Below are 22,093 nucleotides of genomic sequence, written 5' to 3' on the forward strand. Positions count from 1 at the left end.
AGGAGCAACCCACATGGCCCGCACCGTTCAATGCATTAAACTCAACAAGGAAGCCGAGGGCTTGGATTTTCCTCCGTATCCGGGTGAGCTGGGCAAGAAAATCTATGAACAGGTTTCCAAGGAAGCCTGGGCTGGATGGATCAAGCACCAGACCATGCTGGTCAACGAAAACCGCCTGAACCTGGCCGACCAGCGCGCCCGCAAGTACCTGGCGGCACAGATGGAAAAACACTTCTTCGGCGACGGCGCCGATGCGGCACAAGGCTACGTGCCGCCAACCGCCTGAGTTACACCATTCTCCCCGGCCACGGCCGGGGAACATCAGTCCTTAGAACGTCAGCGTCTTCACGCCTTCCGCCATCCCCAGCAGGCAAACATTCGCGCCACGCGCGGCGAACAGGCCCACTGCAATCACGCCCACGATCTGATTGATCTGCGCTTCCAGCGCCTTCGGATCAGTAATCGACAGCCCCGCCACATCCAGCAGATAGCCACCGTTATCGGTCACAAACGCCTCGTCCGTGCCCGGTTTCAGGCGCAGCTTAGGCGTACCGCCCAGCTTAAGCAGCTGACGCGCCACCGAAGCGCGCGCCATCGGAATCACTTCCACCGGCAGCGGAAACTTGCCCATCACGTCCACCAGTTTCGAACCGTCGGCGATACAGACAAACTGTTTCGCGACCGAAGCGACAATCTTTTCACGCGTCAGCGCGGCGCCGCCGCCCTTGATCATCGCGCCCGAAGCGTCGATTTCATCGGCGCCATCGATGTAGACAGCAATCTCCGGCACGTCATTCAGGTCGAAGACTTCAATGCCGTGGCCGCGCAGGCGGGCGGCGGTGGCTTCCGACGATGCCACAGTACCCTTGATCTTGTCCTTGATCTTGGCCAGTTCGTCGATGAAGAAGTTGGCGGTGGAGCCGGTGCCGACGCCGATGATCTCGTTTTCCACCACATATGCGATGGCGGAGCGGGCTACGGCTTGTTTCAGTTCGTCTTGGGTCATGATAAATAAATAAGAGGGGAAATCGAGGAAAATCAGATGGCGCTATTTTACCATCCCGCTTTTTCGCGAATCCGCGTACAGAAAGTGCAACACTTGTGATTAAAAATGCCACAGGATGTGCGAAAATGCATGCACAGCACCTGCACACAAGATCGCCGGGGAAGAGACATGACCAGCACCAAAACAGTCCTGATAGTCGACGACAGCCGTGTCTCGCGCATGATGGCGCGCCAGTATATCGCCGGGCTGCATGCCGACTGGATCGTCGAGGAAGCCGGCACCGGCGAGGAGTCCCTGCTGAAAGCGCGCAGCACCCGGCCCGACCTGATCCTGATGGACGTGAACATGCCAGGCATGGGCGGCATCGCCGCCGCCGAGCAGCTGCGCCAGGAGTTCCCCACCCTGCCGATCTCGCTGCTGACCGCCAATGTGCAAACCGCCACGCGCGAACGCGCCACCGCCATGGGCATTGGTTTTGTCGAAAAGCCGATCACCGAAGCACGCATCGCCCAGTTGCTGTCCCCGCTGGAGGCGGCATAAGCCATGTTCCAGCTCACCGAACTGGAAAACGATGCGCTGATTGAGATCTTCAATATCGGCGTCGGCCATGCGGCGGCCTCGATGAGCGCCATCGTCAGCGAGGCGGTGCGCATGTCGGTGCCATCGATCAGCTTCATCCCGCGCGCCGAGGCGGCGCGGCTGCTGGGCGCCTGCGAGGCTGCGCCGGAACGCATCTGCGGCGTCAGCCAGCATTACGCGGGCGCCTTCGAGACGGAAGCCATCCTGATGTTCCCCGAAGATAAAAGCCTGGAGATCGTGCGGCTGATGGTTGGCGAGGCGGTGCCGCTGAAAGAGCTGACCGAGCTGGAACAGGAAGCCATGTGCGAGATCGGCAACATCATGCTGAACTCCTGCGTCGGCACGCTGGCCAATATTTTCCAGCGCGAGCTGCAAGGCTCGCTGCCGCAGTACCACGTCGGCACCAGCGAGGAAATCCTCAGCGCCAGCGGCAATCTGGACGACACGGTGGTGCTGATGCTGCACATCGACTTCGTGCTGGAGCGGCACCAGATCCACGGCCACGTCGCCTTCGTGCTGGCCATCAGCGCGCTGCACGACTTGAAGGAGCAGATCAATCTCTACATCGCGCGCGCGATCGGGCAAGGCTGATATGAGCCCGCTCCGCCTGCCCCTGCTGGAAAGCGTGTTCTGCGCGGTGAGCCTGGGCGCCATCGTGCTCGATAGCGAGCGCCGCGTGGTGCTGTGGAACGCCTGGATGGTCAAGCATTCCGGCCTGACGCACGCGCAGGTGATAGGCTGCGACTTCTTTACCGTCTGTCCCGAGCTGCGCGGCGGGCGCGTAGACACGGCGATTCAGCACGCGCTGTACAACAACTTCGCCTCGCTGCTGTCGCAGACCTTGAACAAGTCGCCGTTCGCGCTATATGTGGGCGACCAGCGCATCCAGCAGGCGCTGGAAGTCACGCCGATTGAGGTGGACGGCGCACCGCGCCATTGCCTGATCCAGGTCAGCAATGTCAGCATCGCTGTAGGCCGCGAAAAGCTGCTGCGTGAGCAGACCATAGTGCTGCGTTCGCAAACCTTCTCCGACGGTCTGACCGGCATCGCCAACCGCCGCCATTTCGACGTGGCGATGGAGAAGGAGCACCGGCGCGCCAAGCGTGGCGGCACGCCGCTGTCGCTGCTGATGATCGACATCGACCACTTCAAGGCCTATAACGACCACTACGGCCACCAGAAAGGCGACCAGTGCCTGATCCAGGTGGCGGCCGCGCTGGCCGGCCTGCTGAAGCGCCCCTGCGACCTGATGGCGCGCTACGGCGGCGAGGAATTTGCCGTGATCCTGCCCGAAACCGATGGCGAACAGGCGCACCTGATGGGCGAGGCCTTGCGCGTGCGGGCGCTGGAGCTGGCGATCAAGCATGAGCGCAACACCGATCCATCGCAGCTGGTGACGGTCAGCATCGGCATCGCCACGCAGCAGCCTGAAGCACCGGTGGAAGTCGAAGCGCTGATCGGCTCGGCCGACCGCGCGCTATACCAGGCCAAGCGCAACGGCCGCAATCTTGTCGCAAACTTTCGACCTTCATGAGGATCGCTATGCGTAAGCTAGCGCGCCGTCTGCCCCGGCCGTTAAGTCCAGACGCGGTAGATCCAGTAGCTCTCGTCAGACGAAGCCAGCAGGCGCACCAGCTGCAGCGGGCTGTGGCCGGTAATCTCGCGCGCCTCGCGGCATAAATGCGCCTGGTCGGAATAGCCGCCGCGCGCGGCGATGTCGGACCACACCGCCGTACCGGCCATGTATTCATCGCGCGCATTGAAGAAGGAGTGCTCGGCGCGTTGCAGGCGCAGCAGCTTGCGCAAGGGCTGGCCGGCACGGGTCTTGATGCGCCGTTCGATATTGCGCACGCCGCGCCCCAGCGCCGTATCGGCGGCCTGCGCAGCCAGATGTCGCACCCAGTCGCCGGCCATCGCACCTATGCCAACAGCGCCGCCCGGACGCACGGCCTGCCAGCGCGGTTGCAGAAAATCCTCCAGCAAGGCCAGGCGCGTCTCATCGGCGTTCGGTGCCAGCAGCGCTTGCGACAACGCCTCCCAATCATCCCCCAGCACCTGCCCGGCCGGCGCCCAGCGGTCAACCCACGCCGAGATATCGACGCCGGACAAGGCGTGCAGCACCTGCGGATAAAAGATCACCATCAGCATGCGCACCGGGCCGGGATTGTAGGTGGTGATGGGCCGCGTCTGCGGACCGCAGAAGACGGCGCGGAACTGCTCTTGCATCACTTCCGGCGGATCGGCGACTTCGACCTCGCCGTCAATATAGAAAGTGATCGAGCAATGCGGCGTGGCCGGATAATGGTTGTAGCGGTCCTTGCGCTCGCTGAGCGGCGTTTCGAAGGTACTGCGCACAACATAGGCGCGCACGCAGGACGCCAGCGACTTGCGCGGAAAAATCAATCGGGTGGGCGATGTCATGCCGGCTAGTGTATACCAATGTCGTAAACGTTCAATACGGCCGCCGCCGCCGGGCGCACACTGAGGCATTCTCATTCAGGAAAGCAGCCATGCAGCACACTGATACCGCAGCGCTCCGCCACATGCACGACCTGCCGGGGCCACGTCCATGGCCGCTGGCCGGCAACCTGCCGCAGCTGCGGCCTTTGCGCGTCCATCAGGATGTGGAAGCATGGGCGCGCCAGTACGGTGGCCTGTTCAGGATGACCTTCGGCCGCACGCCCTTGCTGGTGGTGGCCGATCATACGCTGGTCAACAGCGTGCTGCGCGACCGCCCGGAGGGTTTCCGCCGCCCCGCCATCACCGCCAGCGTGTCCGATGAAATGGGCGGACGCCCCGGTGTATTCCTTGCCGAAGGCGCGGCATGGCGCGACCAGCGGCGCATGGTGATGGCGGCGCTGGCGCCGCATGCGGTCAAGGCGTATTTTCCATCGCTGGTGGCGGTGGCGTTGCGGCTGCAACAACGCTGGCAGCAGGCGGCGCGGGATCGCGAGGCGATCGACCTGGCGGAAGACCTGAAACGCTACAGCATCGATATCGTCGCCGGGCTGGCCTTCGGCACCGAGGTCAACACCATCGACGGCGGCGAGGATGTCATCCAGCGCCACATGGATGTGGTGCTTCCAGCCGTCGCGCAGCGCTCAATGGCGCTGTTCCCCTACTGGCGCTATATCAAGCTGCCGCGCGACCGCCAGCTGGACGGGCATCTGCAAGCGCTGAACCAGGCGATTGATGAACTGGTCGCCGCCGCACGCAAGCGGCTGGCAGAACAGCCGGAACGGCGCGCCCACCCAGCCAATCTGCTGGAGGCGATGATCTGCGCGGCGGACGACGGCAGCAGCGGCGTCGATGACATCGCGGTCGCCGGCAATGTCGCCACCATGCTGCTGGCCGGTGAAGACACCACCAGCAATACGCTGGCGTGGATGCTGTACCTGCTGCAGCGAAATCCCGGCGCCATGCGCAAGGCGCGCGAGGAAGTCATGCGCATCGCGCCCGATCCTCGCGCCTTCACCATCGAACAAATGGACGCACTGGATTATCTTTACGCCTGCGCGCAGGAAGCCATGCGTCTCAAGCCGGTCGCACCCTTCATCCCGCTGGAAGCGCTGCGCGACAGCATCGTCGGCGATGTATTCGTTCCGCAAGGCGGCCTGCTATGGTGCGTGATGCGCAACCACAGCGTCTCCGACGCGCATGTGGCCAACGCCGCCGCATTCCAGCCAGAGCGCTGGCTGGAACAGGGGCAAGACACAATCGACAAGCATCTGTCCACGCCTTTTGGCGCCGGCGCACGGACCTGTCCCGGCCGTTATCTTGCACTACTCGAAATCAAGATCGCCAGCGCCATGCTGCTATCCAGCTTCGAGATCGTATCCATCGATACCGTCGACCATCGGGAGCCTGAGGAACTGATGGCCTTCACCATGTCGCCTGTCGGCTTGCAGATGCGCTTGCAACACTCCTGATTTGCAAGCGTGTTACGCGTGCGCGGCAGGCGTGCTACGCTGGTTCACAGGGTTCTATGGAGGAGCGCGATGCGGTTTAAATTTGAAACCAAGCGGCACGGCCGGTGCTTTGCCGAGAGCGAACACGATGACGACGCCATCCGCGTGGAGATCTGGTACGACCAGAACACCGATCCGAAAAAAGTCGAATACCTGCTGCACATCCGCGACGAACCGCCGCCCAAGCAGATCACCGAGGCGGGCGCGCTACAGGACGCCACGCGCATCGCCATCAATCATTTCTACGCGACCAAGACCAAGGACGGCGACGAGTTTGAGATGCATTGCAGCCGCATCACGCAGCGCTGGCCCGGCACGCTGTACAACAAGCTAGGCGGCTGACTGCACATGGATCTCCAGTCCGGAGCGGCCGGGCAGGATGTGCTCCTTCAAGGTCAGCGCCGGGATGTCGTAGTCGCCGTGATTCTGGCGGCGGAATGGGATAGGCGCGGTGCTTTCCAGCGTGTCCAAGCGCTGCCCCAACGCCTCCGACACTTGGTCAAAGCGGCCTTCATCCATGCGGCTGGTCCGGTAGATCAGGAACGGCGGCAGCACTTCCATGCCGGGGTAGTACAGCATGCCGTGCTGGATCGGGAACAGCACATCTTCCATCGGACCGTTGATGCCGCGCAGGCTGTAGTGCGGCTCCCAGCCGCCCGCCGTCACCATCAGCATGGCGCGCTTGCCGGCCAGCGTGCCTTCGCCATAACGGTTGCCCCAGCGCTGGTCGGAATGCTCGCCGACGCCATAGCCAAAACCATAGGTGTACACCCGTTCAACCCAGCCCTTCATGATGGCCGGCATGGAGAACCACCACAGCGGGAACTGGAAAATTACCGTGTCGGCCCACAGCAGTTTTTCCTGCTCGCGCAGCACGTCGGGACCGGCGGTTTCACCGGCTTCCAGCGTCGGCTTCCACCGCATGGCGTATAAATCCGATACCTGCACCGCATGCCCGGCTGCTTGCAGGTGCTGCACGGCGTAGTCTTTCAAGGCGCTGTTCAGGGATTGTGGATCGGGATGGGCATAGACAATCAGGATATTCATAATCAGGCTCCGTGGTAAAAACCTCAGCATAGGCCGGCGTCAGGTATAGTAGAAATGAATTCCCGATATTGCAGGTATAGACATGATTAATCTCAGGAAACTGGACCTCAACTTGCTGGTGACGCTGGACGTGCTGCTGGCCGAGCATAATGTCACGCGCGCGGCGGAGCGGCTGCATTTCTCGCAGCCTTCGATCAGCGTGCATCTGGCCAAGCTGCGCGATATCTTCGGCGATCCTTTGCTGCTGCCGGGACCGCGCGGCATGCGGCCGACAGCGCGCGCGGAAGAACTGCGCGAGCCGCTCAGGCAGGCACTGGAGGCGCTGGGGCGCGCCGTTTCGCCTGCGGCAGCTTTCGATCCCGCTGCGGCGGAGCACACCTGGCGCGTCGCCGCCACCGACTATGGCGAATCCACCATCCTGCTGCCGGCCATGGCCAGCTTGCGCGCAGCCGCACCAGGCACGCGGCTGGCGGTGCTGGAGCTGGCGCCGCCGCACATCGCGCGGCAGGCGGAGCAAGGCATGATCGATCTGGCCTTCCACACCAGCGACGGTGCGCCGCAAGGCATGCGCCACCGGCTGCTGTTCAAGGAAAGTTATGTACTGGCAGGCCGCGCCGGCCATCCGCGCCTGAAGCGCAAGCCCACGCTCAAACAATTCTGCGAACTGGAACATGTGATCGTATCGCCGGACGGCGGTGGATTCAGCGGCGTTACCGACCATATACTGGCGCAAGCCGGCATGACGCGGCGCGTGGTGCTGTCGGTGCCGCACTTTTTGTTTGTGATCTCGGCCCTGGCCGGCAGTGATCTGGTGGCGATGCTGCCGGAACGGCTGGTGCGCGGGAATCCGGCGCTGCGGGTGGTGGCGCCGCCGGTCGAGGTGCCGGGATATGAAATGGCGATGCTATGGCATGAACGCTTGCACCGGGACCCGGCGCATCAATGGCTGCGCGAGCACATCGCCAGCCATCTCTGATCCGTCGTCCCCGCGAGAGCGGGGACCCATGCTGAGCTGGCGTTCCATGAGTTCCCGCCTGGGCGGGAACGACATCTCAGGCGCGCAGGCCGCTGGCGGCTTTGGCCAGGTCGGTGATACGGGCCCAGTCGCCGGCGGCGATGGCGTCTTTCGGCGTCAGCCACGAACCGCCCACGCAGGCCACGTTTTTCAGCGCCAGGAATTGCGACGCCGTTTCTTGCGAGATGCCGCCGGTCGGGCAGAACGTCACGTCCGGCAGCGGGCCGGCGATACCATTCAACATGCCGATGCCGCCCGCTGGCACGGCAGGGAACAGCTTCAGCTGACGGAAGCCTTGCTCGCGCGCGATCATCACTTCCGACGGCGTCATCACGCCCGGCAGCAGCGGCAGACCGCTGCTCTTGGCCGCAGCGATCAGCGCCGGCGTCAGGCCCGGCGACACGCCAAACACCGCGCCAGCATCGCGCGCGACGGCAAATTCTTCCGGCTGCGTCAGTGTGCCGACGCCAACGATGGCGCCTTCCACTTCAGCCATGGCCTTGATCGCGCCTAGCCCATGCTTGGTGCGCAGCGTGACTTCCAGCACGCGGATGCCGCCAGCCACCAGCGCTTTCGCCAGCGGGACCGCATGTTCAGGTTCATCAATCGCGATCACCGGGATCACGGCCGACGTACGCATAATATCGAGAAGAGACAGAGTCATATCAGGCATCTTTCTTGGTCGAGAAGTCTTCATCGGAACCCGGTACGGTATTACCGACCGGTTCTTTTTCATGCAGGTTTACCGTGGTGTGGATCGGCGATGGCAATGGGAAGGTAGTCGCGCCCTGCTCCGCTTCGCTCACGCTGTTGCGGAACATCGAGAACAGCTCGCGGCCCATGCCCACCTGGTTCGGCGACATATCGGCTTGCGCCATCGAGCGTGCGTGCCATACGGCCGAATCAACAATTGCTTCCAGCGTGCCGGTTTCCGCGCAGACCTTGATGATGTCGCCGTCGCGCACCAGGCCCAGTGGGCCACCGGCCAGAATCTCCGGCGATACGTGGATCGCCGCCGGCACCTTGCCCGACGCGCCCGACATGCGGCCGTCGGTCACCAGCGCCACTTTGCGGCCGGCGTCCTGCAAGTTGGCCAGCGCCGGGGTCAGCGCGTGCAGTTCCGGCATGCCGTTGGCGCGCGGGCCCTGGAAGCGGATCACGGCGACAAAGTCGCGGTCCAGCTGGCCGGCCTTGTACGCGTCCATGAAATCTTCCTGCGAATTGAATACCAGCGCCGGTGCTTCCACGGTGCGGTGCTGCGGCTTCACGGCCGACACCTTCATTACCGCGCGGCCCAGGTTACCCTGCACCAGCACCATGCCGCCGTCCGCCGAGAATGGCGCGTCGTATTTGCGCAGCACCTTGTCGTCGCCCGATTCCAGCGGCGCGTCTTTCCAGACCACGCCCTGATCGCCCTCGCCCAGGAATGGTTCGGTGCAGTGCGCGCGCAGGCCTTTGCCCAGAATGGTGGTGACGTCGTCGTGCAGCAGGCCGGCATCCAGCAGTTCGCGGATGACGAAACCGGTGCCGCCGGCGGCGTGGAAGTGGTTCACGTCCGCCTCGCCGTTCGGGTAGATGCGGCACAGCAGCGGCACCACTTTGGACAGCTCGTCGAAGTCATTCCAGTCAATCACCACACCGGCCGCCTTGGCGATGGCCACCAGGTGCAGCGTGTGGTTGGTCGAACCGCCGGTGGTCAGCAGCGCCACGATGGCGTTGACGATGGCCTTCTCATCGACCACATGGCCGACTGGCAGGTATTCATTGCCCTGGTCGCTGATGACGGCGGCGCGCTTGGCGGCAGCCTTGGTCAGCTCATCGCGCAGCGGCGTGTTCGGGGTGATGAAGGCGGCGCCCGGCAGGTGCAGGCCCATCACCTCCATCAGCATCTGATTGCTGTTGGCGGTGCCGTAGAAGGTACAGGTGCCGGCGCTGTGATAGGACTGCGACTCGCCTTCCAGCAGCTCGGCGCGGCCGACTTTGCCTTGCGCGTACAGCTGGCGGATCTTGGCTTTCTCGGAATTCGACAGGCCGGTGGTCATCGGGCCGGCCGGCACGAACACCGCCGGCAGGTGGCCGAAGTGCAGCGCGCCGATCAGCAGGCCCGGCACGATCTTGTCGCACACTCCCAGGTACAGCGCCGAGTCGAACATATTGTGCGACAGCGCCACAGCAGTCGACATCGCAATCGCGTCACGCGAGAACAGCGACAGTTCCATGCCTGGCTGGCCTTGCGTGACGCCGTCACACATGGCGGGCGTGCCGCCGGCGAATTGCGCCACGGCGCCGACTTCGCGCACGGCTTGTTTGATGATTTCAGGGAAGCGCTCGAACGGCTGGTGCGCCGACAGCATGTCGTTATAGGCCGAAACGATCGCCACCGATGGCTTTTTAACCTCTTTCAGCACCAGCTTGTCGTTCGCAGGGAAGGCGGCAAAGCCGTGCGCCAGATTGGTACAGGCCAGCGTGCCGCGCTGCGGACCTTTGACGCGGGCCGCTTCAAGATGGGCCAAATACGCGCCGCGCGATGGTTTGCTACGCTGGATAATGCGAGCGGTGACGCGTTCTAGAACTGGATGCAACGCCATGATCGTTCCTTATGAATGGATTCCGTGAAATTTTACTACAAAATCTGAAAAGCCATCGGCTTTTCTGAGCTAGGCTGGCATGTGCTGGCGCTTTGTAACACGGTTACACCATCCCTTTTTACGCTATGGATAGGCTATAAAAATTCAGGCGCCACGTTGAAACCGTAGTGAATTTACCGAATTTTCCTGTATCATTCTGCCATCCCCTCCCTATTTCCAACATTATGCGCCAGCCAGCACTCACTTCTACCGCGAGCTTCCAAGCCCTTGCATCCCACGCCGCCGACGCCAAAAACTGGCAACTGCGCCAGTTGTTTGCCAACGACAGCCAGCGTTTTCCCAAGCTGACAGTCGATGCGGCCGGCCTGTTCCTCGATTACTCCAAGAATCGCCTGGACGCCACCAGCGTCGGGCTGCTGCTGGATCTGGCCCGCGAGCGCGGCGTGGAACGCCAGCGCGATGCGATGCTGAGTGGCGAGAAGATCAATCTTACCGAACAACGCGCTGTGCTGCACACCGCGTTACGCATGCCGCGCGGCAAGAAATTGGTGGTTGATGGCCAGGACGTCAACGCCGACGTGCACGCAGTGCTGGACCATGTGAAGGAATTCACCGACCGCGTACGCAACGGCCAGTGGCTGGGCTACAGCGGCAAGCAGATCACCGATATCGTCAACGTCGGCATCGGCGGCTCGGACCTGGGTCCGAAAATGGCGGTGCTGGCGCTACGCTCGTATGCACACCCGCGCCTGAAAATGCACTTCGTCTCCAACGTCGATGGTCATGACATGGACGCGGCGCTGGCCCAGGTAAATCCTGAAACGACGCTGTTCATCATCGCATCTAAAACCTTCACCACCGCCGAAACCATGCTGAACGCGGGCACCGCGCGCACCTGGTTCCTGCAAAACGGCGGCACCCAGGAAAATCTGGCCAAGCACTTCGTCGCCGTCTCGACCAACACCAAGGCGGTCGCCGAATTCGGCATCGACACCGCCAATATGTTCCCGTTCTGGGACTGGGTTGGCGGCCGCTACTCAGTCTGGTCGGCGATCGGCCTGTCGGTCGCGCTGGCAGTGGGCTTCGGTTACTTCAACGATTTCCTGGCCGGCGCGCACGCGATGGACGAACACTTCCGCGTAGCGCCGCTGGAGCAGAACATGCCGGTACTGCTGGCCATGGTCGGCTTCTGGAACCGCCAGTTCCTCGACGCCGGCTCGCTGTCGATCGCGCCCTATCACCAGGATCTGAACCGCTTCCCGGCCTACCTGCAACAGCTGGACATGGAGTCCAATGGCAAGCGCGTGACCCGCAGCGGCGGCGAAGTGGATACCGTCACCTGCCCGGTAGTCTGGGGAGAATGCGGCACCAACGCGCAGCACGCCTACTTCCAGCTGCTGCACCAGGGCACCGATGTAACGCCTATCGATTTCATCGCCGCGCTGCGCGCGACACACGATCTGGCAGGCCATCACGACGCGCTGCTGGCCAACTGCTTCGCGCAATCGGAAGCCTTCATGACCGGCAAAACCGCCGATGAAGTGCGCGCCGACCTGGCCGGCCAGAACCTCAGCGCCGAACAGATCGAAGCACTGGCGCCGCACAAGACCTTCCCAGGCAATCGTCCGTCGAACACCATCCTGATGGATCAGCTGACGCCAGCCGCGCTGGGCGCGCTGATCGCGCTGTACGAGCACAAAACCTTTGTGCAGGGCGTGATCTGGGACGTCAACAGCTTCGACCAGTGGGGCGTGGAGCTGGGCAAGGTGCTGGCCAAGAACATCCAGTCGGAACTGGCCGGCGAAGTCAAACCGGAACGTCACGACAGCTCGACCAATGGCCTGATCTTCATGGCGAAAGCGGCGCAACACATATGATTACCGTCGCCTACGATGAAGTAATGCAGACCGGCGAATGCCCGCTATGGCATCCGCGCGAGCAGGCGCTGTACTGGGTGGATATTCCTGCTTTTACCGTGTATCGCCTTGATCCAGCCAGCGGCGCGCACCGCGCGTGGAAGCTGGACAGCGAGCCGGCCACGCTGGCCATTAGCGACCAGGGTGGCCTGGTGGTCGCCATGCGCAGCGGCTTTGCGCATCTGGACACCGGCAGCGCCGACGTCAAGCTGACGCCCATCGCCGCCGCGCCGTACGATCAGGCCATCACCCGCTTCAACGACGGCCACGTCGATCCGGCTGGCCGCTTCTGGGTCGGCACCATCTACGAGCCGCGCGACAAGCCGGCCGCCGGGATGTACGTGCTGGAACAGGGCAAGCTACGCCAGGCCTGGTCGGGCGGCATGACCAACTCCAACGGCTCCGGTTTCAGCCCGGACCGCAAGAGCATGTACCACGCCGACACCGCCGCGCACCGCGTCACCAAGCTGGATTATGACCAAGCCAGCGGCACAGTCAGCAACCAGCGCCTGCTGCACCAGTTCTCGGCCGACAAGGAAAACAACTACGGCGGCCGTCCCGACGGTGCCGCCATCGACAGCGAAGGCAATTACTGGGTGGCGATGTTTGAAGGCGCGCGCATCGTCAAGCTGTCGCCGGAAGGTGCGCTGCTGGATGAAATCAAGCTGCCGGTGCGCTGCCCGACCATGCCGGCCTTCGGCGGCCCTGACCTGCGCACGCTATACGTCACCAGCGCCGGCGCGCGCCCGGCGGCGGAGCTGGAACAGTATCCGCTGAGCGGCAAGCTGCTGGCGATCCAGATGGATGTCGCCGGCCGCGAAGAGCCCAGCTACAAAACCTAACCCGCGCCACGCGAGAGGTGGCTGACCCGCCGCTTACGGTGTGCGGGTCAGCGGACGAACAGCGCTGGAGACCTCCAGCTTGAAGGCCGACACCAAGCCAGTCAAATGCTGCGCCTCCTGCGCCAGCGCATCGGCCGCCGCCGCATCCTCCTCGACCAGCGCGGCGTTCTGCTGCGTGCTCTCGTCAAACTCCACAATCGCGCTGTTAATCCGCTCGATGCCCTCGTTCTGCTCCTGGCTGGCGTTGCTCATCTCGCCCATGATGGCGGTAACGCGCTGCACACTATCCACCACCTCCAGCATGGTAGCGCCAGCTTCATCCACCAGCTTGCTGCCGCCCTCCACCGTCTGCACGGTATTGCCGATCAATTCCTTGATTTCCTTGGCGGCCGCCGCCGAGCGATGCGCCAGGCCGCGCACCTCGGACGCCACCACCGCAAAGCCCCTGCCCTGCTCGCCCGCACGCGCCGCCTCCACCGCCGCATTCAAGGCCAGAATATTCGTCTGAAACGCGATCCCGTCAATCACTGAAATGATGTCCACAATCTGCCGCGACGATGCATTGATCGCGCCCATGGTATCCACCACTTGCCGCACTGCCTCGCCGCCCTTGGCCGCAATCAGCGAAGCGCTCTGCGCCAGCGCATTAGCCTGCCGCGCGCTATCGTTATTCTGGCGCACCGCCTCGGCCAGCCGTGCCATCGACGCCGCCGTCTGCTCGATGCTTCCCGCCTGGCGCTCGGTGCGGCGCGACAGTTCGGCGTTGCCCTGGGCGATTTCACCGGAAGCGCCGGCGATGGTGTGCGCACCATCGCGCACGCCGGCTATCGTGTCGCGCATGGTCAGCAGCATACCGGTCAGCGAGCGCGCCAACCGGCTGCGCGGCTGGGCCGCCGAGACCGACAAGTCGATGCGCCCCTCAATCGCCGCCAGCGCCGCGACGATGCTTTCCAGCTCCGCGGCCTGGCAAGCCGCGCGCCGCAAAATGGTCGCCAGGAAAATCAGCACCGCCGACTCCACCACCACATAGGCGGCGTGAATGAACACGGTCGACAGCTGCGGGCGGGTGAAGCACATCACGCCATAGCCCCATTCCTGCAGATAGTGAAAGCTCAGGTGATGCACGGCGATGACGCCGGCCGCCACCACGATCGGCCGCCAGTCGCGATAGGCCAGCAAGAAGGCCAAGTAGACGAAGATACCGAAGTGCAGCTCGGTCAGGCCTGCGCCCTGGTGGATATTCAGCGCCGCGTACACCATCACCGACACCGCCACCACGCAGCGCGTCAGCACCGAACCGGGCGCGCTGAAGTGCAACGCGGTCGGCAGACCCGCCGCCGGCAGGCCGATCAGCAGCGCCAGCATCCAGCTGTCGTGCAAGCCGGCCAGCGCCAGCGAAAACAGCTGCAGCGCCCACAGCACGCACAGCATCATCTTGTCAGCCTGTACTGCAATCGCCTGCAAAGGATCGTATTGCTTGCTCATGGCTCGCTCCATGCCAGGCCGCCATGCGCAATGCGACTGCACGCGCGCACGGCCCAGCTTATAATCTGCGTGGTTGAACAGCGGCGGGGTGGATCGGAAGCATTATAGCGCCGTTTTCCTCGCGGAAATTCGGAGCGGATTCCCATAGCGCAATGTAGTAAAATTTCTTGCAAACCGCCCTGATAAGTAGTAAATTTACAGCAGCGGCCGCGTCAAGTTCGCGGCCATCCTCCGGCACTTTTTTGGCGACGATTTTCATACTATGGCTCTTTCCGATTTTGACCTGGTTTTGTTTGGCGGCAGCGGCGATCTGGCGATGCGCAAATTGCTGCCCGCGATGTACGCGCGCGACGTGGCCAACGACCTGCCGCCCACCGCCCGCATCATCTGCGTCGGCCGCGCGGACGCCAGCCAGGAAGAATTCCTGCAAACCGTCGAAACCACCTCCAAACCGCTGATCAAATCGCCGGCCGTGATTCCTGCCGCGTGGGAACGCTTCACCAAACGCATCGTCTATGTGTCGCTGAACGCCACCGACGCCCGCAGCTACAGCTCGCTGGTGGAAGCGCTGCGCAAGGACGAAGCCATCACCAAGGTGTATTACCTGGCGACGCCGCCGGCCATCTTCGCGCAGATTTGCGAAAACCTGAAAGAGAACGGCCTGGTCACGCCGAATTCGCGCGTGGTGCTGGAAAAACCGCTGGGCCGCGACCTGGCCTCGGCCAAGCAAATCAACGCCGAAGTGGGCAAGGTGTTCGAGGAATCGCAGATTTACCGTATCGACCACTACCTCGGCAAGGAAACCGTGCAGAACCTGCTGGCCCTGCGCTTCGGTAACATCCTGTTCGAGCCGCTGTGGCGCCGCGAATGGATTTCGGACGTGCAGATCACCATCGCCGAGAAATTGGGCGTGGGCAACCGCATGGGCTATTACGATACCTCGGGCGCGCTGCGCGACATGCTGCAAAACCACTTGCTGCAACTGCTGTGTATCGTCGCCATGGAACCGCCGACCTCGATCGCGCCGGACGCCGTGCGCGACGCCAAGCTGCAGGTGCTGCGTTCGCTGAAAAAATTCACCCCGACCACGCTGGCGCAAAACATCGTGCGCGGCCAGTACCGCGCCGGCCACGTCGACGGCAAGGCCGTGCCGAGCTACCGCGACGAGCCGGATGCGCCGGAACATTCGCGCACCGAGACCTTTGTCGCGATGAAGGCGGAAATCGACACCTGGCGCTGGGCCGGCGTGCCGTTCTACCTGCGCACCGGCAAGCGCATGGCCGACGGCCTGGCGGAAATCGTGGTGCGCTTCAAGCAGATCCCGCACTCGATCTTCAACCAGCCGACCAACAGCTTCCAGCCCAACTCGCTGGTGATCCGTCTGCAACCGGACGAAGGCCTGCGCATGAATCTGATGGCGAAAACGCCAGGCGACGGCATGCGCTTGAAACAGGCGGAGCTGGAACTGGACTTCCGCGAGCAATTCAAATCACCGCGCATGGAAGCCTACGAGCGCCTGCTGCTCGACGTGCTGCGCGGCCAGCTGACGCTGTTCATGCGCGGCGACGAGCTGGAAGCCGCATGGGAATGGGTCGAGCCGATTCTCGACAGCTGGGAATCGGAAGACAGCTACCCGCTGCCGTATTCCTCCGGCACCTGGGGCCCTGCCGCAGCGTCCGCGCTGATCGGCCGCGACGGCCTGCAGTGGCGCGAAGAAGTCCTGCCGGAAGACTGACCGCCGATGCTGCTCGATTCCATCCGCACCCAGCTCGACTCGCTCTCCAAATCGGAGCGCAAGGTCGCGCTGGCCGTGCTTGAACATCCGACCCAGACGGTCAACCAGAACATCACCGCGCTGGCCAAAAGCGCGCAGGTGTCCGAACCGACCGTGGTGCGTTTCTGCCGCACGCTGGGCTATGACGGCTGGCATGAATTCAAGCTGAAGCTGGCCCAGGGCCTGGCGCTGGCCCTGCCCGGACTGAACGAACAGCCGACCCAGGACGATCTGGCGGCCGATCTGGTCAACAAGATTTGCAGCCGCTCGATCAATACCCTGCTCGATCTGCGCAACAATCTCGATCCGGAAGCAATCCAGAAGGCGCTGGATATCCTGTCCAAGGCCAACAAGATCGAGTTCTACGGCCAGGGCACGTCCGGCATTGTGGCTTCCGACGCCCAGCACAAATTCTTCCGCTCCGGCGTGCCGACCGTGGCCTATGCCGACCCGCATATCCACAGCATCGCCGCCGCTCTGCTGCGCACTGGCGACGCGCTGGTGGCCATCTCGCAGCGCGGCAACAGTCCATCGCTGGTGCGTTCGGTCAAGCTAGCCCGCCGCGGCGGCGCCGAGGTGATCGTGCTGGCGCCGTCCGGCACGCCGCTGGCCGACCTGGCCACGGTGCTGATCCCGATCGACCTGATCTTCAACATCGACCCGTACACGCCGATCTCGGCGCGGCTGGCCTACCTGGTGGTGATCGACGTGCTGGCGGTGGGACTGGCGCTGCAACGCGGACCGGAATTCCGCAAGAAAATGCAGAACGCCCAGAAGGCGCTACAGGAGTTCGACCTGCAATTCGATTCATTCATCGGCTAAGCACCGTCTGGGCGGTTGTGCTACAGTGCGGATTATTTGCCGCATTTATAACCTTGCGCCATGCACAACCGCTCCTCCCAGCGCATACCTCTGCTTCGCACCCTTGTTCCCGGCCTGGATGAGATCCTCGGTGGCGGCTTCCCGGCGCACAGCCTGTACCTGATCCAGGGCCTGGCTGGCAGCGGCAAAACCACGCTGGCTTGCCAGATCGGTTTCCAGCACGCGCACCAGGGCAAGAAAGTCCTGATTCTGACGCTGATCGCCGAAACCCACGGCAAGATGCTCAATCATCTGAGCAATTTCTCCTTCTTCGACGAGGCGCTGGTCGATGAGCGCATCCTGTTCATCGGCGCCTACACCGACCTGCTGCGCGGCGGCCTGCGCGAACTGCTGAAATCGATCGCCGCCACGCTGGCCGAGCAGCGCCCGGACATCATGATCATCGACGGCTTCCGCACCGTGCGCGAAGCCAAACCGTCCGACCTGACGCTGTCCGAATTCATGCTGTCGCTGAATTCGCTGGTATCGACCATGGAATGCACCACCTTCCTGCTGTCGCCGACCGAAGGCAACCAGGCCGATTCGGAAAACACGCTGGTCGACGGCCTGATTGAGCTGAGCCAGTACGAACGCGGCCTGCAGCTGATCCGTGAAATCAAGGTGTTCAAGCTGCGCGGCAGCAAGCACCTGCTGGGCCGGCATGTGTTTGAGGTGGGCCAGGACGGCGTGGCCGTGTATCCGCGCCTGGAAGCGGTCAGCACCTTGTCGGCGGCGATGCCGTCGGTGTCGCGCGAGCGGCTCGGCTTCGGCATCAGCGGCTGGGACAGGCTGACCAACGGCGGTGTCGCCAAGGGTTCGACCACGGCGCTGCTGGGCAATCCGGGTGTCGGCAAGACGCTGATGGGGCTGCACTTCATCCTCGAAGGCCTGCGCCAGGGCGAGTCCGCGCTGATCGTCGGCTTCTATGAATCGCCGCAACGGCTGCTGGAAAAGGCGCGCAGCGTCGGCATCGAGCTGCAACCGTATTTTGCCAACGGCGCGCTGCAGATCATCTGGCATCCGCCGCTGGAAGTACTGGTCGACAGCCTGACGCAGGGCCTGCTGGAAAACATCAGCCGGCGCAAAGTGTCGCGCATGCTGCTGGACGGCGTGGACGGCCTGCGCGAGATCGTCATGCATGAGGGCCGCTGGCGCGCCTTCCTGGCCGCCTTTGTCAACGCGCTGCGGATGCGCAACGTCACCACCTTCTTCACCCAGGAACTGCCGTACTTCGGCCACGGGCAGATGGAGAACGACGCGGCCGCCTCCATCCTGTTCGAGAACATCATCCTGCTGCGCTATGTCGACGTGGCCGGCATCAACCTGCGCCAGATCGGCGTGCTCAAGCTGCGCGAAAACAGCTACGACGCAGCCAACCATGTGCTGCTCATCTCCGACCAGGGCATGAGCATCGACGGACCGGTACCTCCCATCGTTCCACCGATATTGAACCGATAGCGGCTGGCCATGAGCGACCATCCAGCAAGCATGGACAGCCACCCGGATGGCAAGATCATTCTGGTAGTGGATGACGAATTCGACGTGTTGTCGGCCTATACCATGCTGTTTGAATTCCGCGGTTTTCGCGTGCGCACCGCCTCCAACGGCGCCGAAGCGCTGGCCGCCGCGCGCCGCGAGCTGCCCGACATCGTCGTCTCCGACTACATGATGCCGGTGATGAACGGCGCCGACCTGTGTGTGGCCTGGCGCGACGATCCCTCGCTGCGCGCGATTCCCTTCATCCTGGCCAGCGCCGGCATCCTGCCCCGCGACCTGCTGCCGCCCTACGACATATTCTTCCGCAAGCCGGTACCGTTCGACACGCTGCTGGCCACCATCCAGCAACTGCTTGCGCGCCGGGGTTAGCCGGTGGACGGCCCGGTTGCCAGCATCGTCCTGTTTGCCGCGCTGCTGCACGCCACCTGGAACGCGCTGGTCAAGGCCGGCCCCGACAAATATCTGACCACGCTGCTGGTCGCCTGCGGCGCCGGCCTGGTGTCGCTGCCGCTGCTCCCCTTCGTCGCAGCGCCGGCCAGCGCCAGCTGGCCGTGGCTGGCAGCGTCTGCGTGCTGCCAGGTCATCTATTACCGCCTGCTGGCGGCGGCCTACCAGCACGGCGACATGAGCCAGGCCTATCCGCTGATGCGCGGCGCCGCGCCACTGCTGGTGGCGCTGGCCAGCGTACCGCTATTGGGTGAGCGCCTGCACTGGCGGCAAGACCTGGCGGTGGTGCTGATCTGCGGCGGCGTGCTGACGCTGACCATCCTGCGCGGCGCCAGCGCCGGCGCCGACAGCGCCGCCAACCGCGCCGCGCGCCGCCGCGCCACCCTGTACGCGCTGCTGAACGCCGCCATCATCGCCGCCTACACCATGATCGACGCGGCCGGCGTGCGCCGCTCCGGTGCGCCGGCCGGCTATACCATGTGGCTGTTCGTGCTGACCGCCGCCCTGCTGCTGCTGTGCTCCGGCAGCCGCTGGGGCGAGCTGCCTGCCTATGCGCGCACGCATGCGCGGGTGGCGCTGGTGGGCGGCGGCGGCACGCTGGCGTCCTACGGGCTGGCGCTGTGGGCGATGACGCAGGCGCCGGTGGCTGCCGTGGCGGCGCTGCGCGAAACCGCCATCCTGTTTGCCGCCGTCATCGCCGCCGTGTTCCTCGGCGAGCGGCTGGCGCCGGGCCGGGTGCTGGCCATCAGCCTGATCGCCTGTGGCGCAATTGTCATGCGGCTGGGCTGATATGGCCGGGTTAGGAGTAGAATAAGCGTGCAAACAACTCCCTTATCAAATTGGCAGCGCTTATGAACCAACTCGAACAGCTCAAGCAATACACCACCGTGGTCGCCGACACCGGCGACTTCCAGGCCATCCAGCAATACACCCCGCGCGACGCCACCACCAATCCATCGCTGATCCTGAAAGCGGTGCAGAAGGATGAATACAAGCCGCTGCTGGAAAAAGCCGTGCGCGACAATATGGACGCCAGCACCGGCGACGTGATCGACCAGCTGCTGGTCGCTTTCGGCAAGCAGATCCTGCGCGTCATCCCTGGCCGCGTGTCGACCGAAATCGACGCCGCCCTGTCGTTCAACACCGCCGGCTCGGTGGCCAAGGGCCGTGAGCTGATCAAGCTGTACGAAAAGAACGGCATCGACCGCGAGCGCGTGCTGATCAAGATGGCATCGACCTGGGAAGGCATCCGCGCCGCCGAGATCCTGGAGAAGGAAGGCATCCACACCAATATGACGCTGCTGTTCTCGCTGCCGCAGGCCATCGCCTGCGCCGAAGCGGGCGCCAAGCTGATTTCGCCGTTCGTCGGCCGCATCTACGACTGGTACAAGAAGAACACCGGCATCGAATACGAAGGCGGTGAAGATCCGGGCGTGCAGTCGGTCAAGCGCATCTACAACTACTACCGCAAGTTCGGCTACAACACCGAAGTGATGGGCGCCAGCTTCCGCAACACCGGCCAGATCCTGGAACTGGCCGGTTGCGACCTGCTGACCATCAGCCCGGACCTGCTGCAAAAGCTGGCCGACACCAACGCCCCGGTCGAGCGCAAGCTGAGCGCCGACAGCGGCAAGCACGCCGCCATGGGCAAAATCGCGATGGATGAAGCCACCTTCCGCTTCATGCTGAACGAAGACGCGATGGCGACCGAGAAGACCGCCGAAGGCATCCGCGCCTTCGTGGCCGACACCGGCAAGCTGAAACAGATCATCTCCGGCATGCGTTAATTTAAGCGCTCCGCCAGACAAAGGCAGGAACGTGGCCAGCGGCCACTGTCCTGCCTTTTTTGCATTACAATCTTGCATCAACTATCAAACTGATCGCGAGACCGTTCATGAGAGTCGTTCCTCGTTGCACCACCGCAGCCGCCGCCCTTGTGTTGTTGAGCGCTTGCGGCGACAGGCAAGCCGACACCGGCGCGCCCCCTCCTCCCACTGTTTCCATCGTCACCGTCACACCGGCCAGCATCACCCTGAACAGCGAACTGCCGGGGCGCACCGAGGCCTCGCGCATCGCCCAGGTACGGGCGCGCACCGCCGGCATCGTGCTGCAACGCGTCTATCAGGAAGGCGGCGAGGTGAAGGCGGGCCAGGTGCTGTTCCGCATCGATCCGGCGCAGTTCCAGGCTTCGTTCGACAGCGCGCAGGCGGCGGTGGCCAAGGCCGAGGCGAATCTGGCGCAGGCCGACCTGAAAGTGAAGCGCTACAAGCCGCTGCTGGCGGCGCAGGCGGTCAGCCAGCAGGAGTACGACGACGCCATCACCGCGCAGAAGCAGACCGCAGCCGACCTGGCCACTTCCAAAGCGGCGCGCACCAACGCCAGCCTGACCTTGGGCTACGCCACCGTGACAGCGCCGATTTCCGGGCGCGTCAGCCGCGCGCTGGTGACCGAGGGCGCCTTGGTCGGCCAGGGGGAGGCAACGCCGATGGCGACCGTGCAGCAGCTCGATCCGATTTACGTGACCATCACCCAGTCCTCCACCGAAGTGCTGAAGCTGCAGCGTGCGCTCGCCGAGGGCAAGCTGAAAGGCGCGGGCAAGGACCAGGCGCGCGTCACGCTGGTGACCGAAGACGGCCAGGTTTATCCGCAGGCCGGCAAGCTGCTGTTCTCCGATGTATCGGTCGACGAAAGCACGGGATCGGTGTCGATGCGGGCCGAGTTCCCGAATCCGCAGCGGGTGCTGCTGCCGGGGATGTACGTGCGCGCGCGGCTGGAGCAAGGCGTCAGCGAAGCCGCCATCGCCGTGCCGCAGCAGGCCATCGTGCGCACCAACGAGGGTGCGACGGTACTGATCGTCGGCCCCGGCAACAAGGTGCAGTCGCAGCCGGTGGTGGCCAACGCCAACGACGGCAATCAGTGGGTGGTCAGCTCCGGCCTGAAGGGCGGCGAACGCATCGTGGTGGAAGGCTTCCAGAAAGCCAAGCCTGGCGCCACCGTCAATCCGCAGCCGTGGAAAGGCCCGGCAGCAGCGCAGCCTGCCGCCGCGCCGGCCGCCGCCAAATAAGCGG

23 protein-coding genes are annotated in these 22,093 nt (G+C 63.8%); 16 read left to right on the forward strand and 7 right to left on the reverse strand.

The window, feature by feature from the left end:
• Positions 1–13 precede the first annotated feature (13 nt).
• Positions 14–286, forward strand: coding sequence for an oxidative damage protection protein (locus tag KW842_RS08765; protein ID WP_218303685.1), 273 nt, complete (start codon positions 14–16; stop codon positions 284–286).
• Between the two features lie 42 nt (positions 287–328).
• On the opposite strand, the gene rpiA is transcribed toward KW842_RS08765, so the two are convergent.
• A complete protein-coding gene (gene rpiA / locus KW842_RS08770) occupies positions 329–1,006 on the reverse strand; it encodes a ribose-5-phosphate isomerase RpiA (RefSeq protein WP_218303686.1) in 678 nt (225 codons plus the stop codon).
• Positions 1,007–1,174: 168 nt separating this feature from the next.
• On the opposite strand from rpiA, the gene KW842_RS08775 reads away from it, so the two are divergent.
• From KW842_RS08775 to KW842_RS08785, 3 genes are read left to right on the forward strand one after another with little or no spacing between them, the layout of a single operon-like run.
• Entirely contained in the window at positions 1,175–1,546 is a 372-nt protein-coding gene (locus tag KW842_RS08775; protein WP_218303687.1) for a response regulator, read from the forward strand.
• A gap of 3 nt (positions 1,547–1,549) precedes the next feature.
• Positions 1,550–2,176: a chemotaxis protein CheC gene (locus tag KW842_RS08780; RefSeq protein WP_218303688.1), complete on the forward strand. Its 627-nt coding sequence runs from the start codon at positions 1,550–1,552 to the stop codon at positions 2,174–2,176.
• A 1-nt stretch (position 2,177) separates the two neighbouring features.
• A complete protein-coding gene (locus KW842_RS08785) occupies positions 2,178–3,119 on the forward strand; it encodes a sensor domain-containing diguanylate cyclase (RefSeq protein WP_218303689.1) in 942 nt (313 codons plus the stop codon).
• Between the two features lie 41 nt (positions 3,120–3,160).
• Here the strand turns inward: KW842_RS08785 and KW842_RS08790 are convergent, their stop codons facing one another.
• Entirely contained in the window at positions 3,161–4,006 is an 846-nt protein-coding gene (locus KW842_RS08790; RefSeq protein WP_218303690.1) for a helix-turn-helix domain-containing protein, read from the reverse strand.
• A gap of 89 nt (positions 4,007–4,095) precedes the next feature.
• On the opposite strand from KW842_RS08790, the gene KW842_RS08795 reads away from it, so the two are divergent.
• Positions 4,096–5,514: a cytochrome P450 gene (locus KW842_RS08795; protein ID WP_218303691.1), complete on the forward strand. Its 1,419-nt coding sequence runs from the start codon at positions 4,096–4,098 to the stop codon at positions 5,512–5,514.
• 69 nt (positions 5,515–5,583) lie between these two features.
• Complete coding sequence (locus KW842_RS08800) at positions 5,584–5,895, forward strand: hypothetical protein (RefSeq protein WP_218303692.1); 312 nt, start codon at positions 5,584–5,586, stop codon at positions 5,893–5,895.
• Here the strand turns inward: KW842_RS08800 and KW842_RS08805 are convergent.
• The gene (locus tag KW842_RS08805) at positions 5,884–6,600 is read right to left on the reverse strand and encodes an NAD(P)H-dependent oxidoreductase (protein WP_218303693.1); all 717 of its coding nucleotides are present in this window, start codon (positions 6,598–6,600) and stop codon (positions 5,884–5,886) included. The genes KW842_RS08800 and KW842_RS08805 overlap by 12 nt on opposite strands.
• 82 nt (positions 6,601–6,682) lie before the next feature.
• Between KW842_RS08805 and KW842_RS08810 the strand changes: the two genes are divergently transcribed.
• Entirely contained in the window at positions 6,683–7,576 is an 894-nt protein-coding gene (locus tag KW842_RS08810) for a LysR family transcriptional regulator (protein WP_218303694.1), read from the forward strand.
• Between the two features lie 76 nt (positions 7,577–7,652).
• Here the strand turns inward: KW842_RS08810 and eda are convergent, their stop codons facing one another.
• Positions 7,653–8,279 carry a bifunctional 4-hydroxy-2-oxoglutarate aldolase/2-dehydro-3-deoxy-phosphogluconate aldolase gene (gene eda / locus KW842_RS08815; protein WP_218303695.1) on the reverse strand — a complete coding sequence of 209 codons (627 nt, stop codon included), beginning with the start codon at positions 8,277–8,279 and terminating at the stop codon, positions 7,653–7,655.
• A 1-nt stretch (position 8,280) separates the two neighbouring features.
• Positions 8,281–10,203, reverse strand: coding sequence for a phosphogluconate dehydratase (gene edd / locus KW842_RS08820; protein ID WP_218303696.1), 1,923 nt, complete (start codon positions 10,201–10,203; stop codon positions 8,281–8,283).
• Positions 10,204–10,427: 224 nt separating this feature from the next.
• Between edd and pgi the strand changes: the two genes are divergently transcribed.
• Together pgi and KW842_RS08830 are read left to right on the forward strand one after the other, a co-directional pair.
• Positions 10,428–12,080: a glucose-6-phosphate isomerase gene (gene pgi, locus KW842_RS08825; RefSeq protein WP_218303697.1), complete on the forward strand. Its 1,653-nt coding sequence runs from the start codon at positions 10,428–10,430 to the stop codon at positions 12,078–12,080.
• Positions 12,077–12,961 (forward strand): SMP-30/gluconolactonase/LRE family protein, encoded by an 885-nt coding sequence (locus KW842_RS08830; protein WP_229223567.1) that lies wholly within the window; start codon positions 12,077–12,079, stop codon positions 12,959–12,961. Before pgi ends, KW842_RS08830 begins: the two co-directional genes overlap by 4 nt.
• 33 nt (positions 12,962–12,994) lie before the next feature.
• Here KW842_RS08830 and KW842_RS27710 read toward each other — a convergent pair whose 3' ends face one another.
• Both KW842_RS27710 and KW842_RS08840 read right to left on the reverse strand, forming a co-directional pair.
• Complete coding sequence (locus tag KW842_RS27710; RefSeq protein WP_304514952.1) at positions 12,995–14,446, reverse strand: methyl-accepting chemotaxis protein; 1,452 nt, start codon at positions 14,444–14,446, stop codon at positions 12,995–12,997.
• 58 nt (positions 14,447–14,504) lie between these two features.
• Positions 14,505–14,705: a hypothetical protein gene (locus KW842_RS08840; RefSeq protein ID WP_218303699.1), complete on the reverse strand. Its 201-nt coding sequence runs from the start codon at positions 14,703–14,705 to the stop codon at positions 14,505–14,507.
• A 3-nt stretch (positions 14,706–14,708) separates the two neighbouring features.
• On the opposite strand from KW842_RS08840, the gene zwf reads away from it, so the two are divergent.
• The 7 genes from zwf (at position 14,709) to KW842_RS08875 (ending at position 22,089) form a co-directional block, all read left to right on the forward strand.
• Positions 14,709–16,181 carry a glucose-6-phosphate dehydrogenase gene (gene zwf / locus KW842_RS08845; RefSeq protein WP_218303700.1) on the forward strand — a complete coding sequence of 491 codons (1,473 nt, stop codon included), beginning with the start codon at positions 14,709–14,711 and terminating at the stop codon, positions 16,179–16,181.
• Between the two features lie 6 nt (positions 16,182–16,187).
• Positions 16,188–17,042, forward strand: coding sequence for an SIS domain-containing protein (locus KW842_RS08850; RefSeq protein ID WP_218303701.1), 855 nt, complete (start codon positions 16,188–16,190; stop codon positions 17,040–17,042).
• Positions 17,043–17,102: 60 nt separating this feature from the next.
• Positions 17,103–18,539, forward strand: coding sequence for an ATPase domain-containing protein (locus KW842_RS08855; protein WP_218303702.1), 1,437 nt, complete (start codon positions 17,103–17,105; stop codon positions 18,537–18,539).
• A 9-nt stretch (positions 18,540–18,548) separates the two neighbouring features.
• Positions 18,549–18,947 (forward strand): response regulator, encoded by a 399-nt coding sequence (locus KW842_RS08860; protein WP_229223568.1) that lies wholly within the window; start codon positions 18,549–18,551, stop codon positions 18,945–18,947.
• A gap of 3 nt (positions 18,948–18,950) precedes the next feature.
• Positions 18,951–19,814, forward strand: a complete 864-nt coding sequence (locus KW842_RS08865; RefSeq protein WP_218303703.1) for a DMT family transporter — start codon at positions 18,951–18,953, stop codon at positions 19,812–19,814.
• Between the two features lie 62 nt (positions 19,815–19,876).
• Positions 19,877–20,812 carry a transaldolase gene (gene tal / locus KW842_RS08870; RefSeq protein ID WP_218303704.1) on the forward strand — a complete coding sequence of 312 codons (936 nt, stop codon included), beginning with the start codon at positions 19,877–19,879 and terminating at the stop codon, positions 20,810–20,812.
• A 107-nt stretch (positions 20,813–20,919) separates the two neighbouring features.
• Positions 20,920–22,089 carry an efflux RND transporter periplasmic adaptor subunit gene (locus KW842_RS08875; protein ID WP_218303705.1) on the forward strand — a complete coding sequence of 390 codons (1,170 nt, stop codon included), beginning with the start codon at positions 20,920–20,922 and terminating at the stop codon, positions 22,087–22,089.
• Positions 22,090–22,093 lie beyond the last annotated feature (4 nt).

Origin of the sequence: Duganella sp. sic0402 (assembly GCF_019219065.1) — a bacterium.
In the GTDB taxonomy this organism is placed as follows: domain Bacteria; phylum Pseudomonadota; class Gammaproteobacteria; order Burkholderiales; family Burkholderiaceae_D; genus Rugamonas.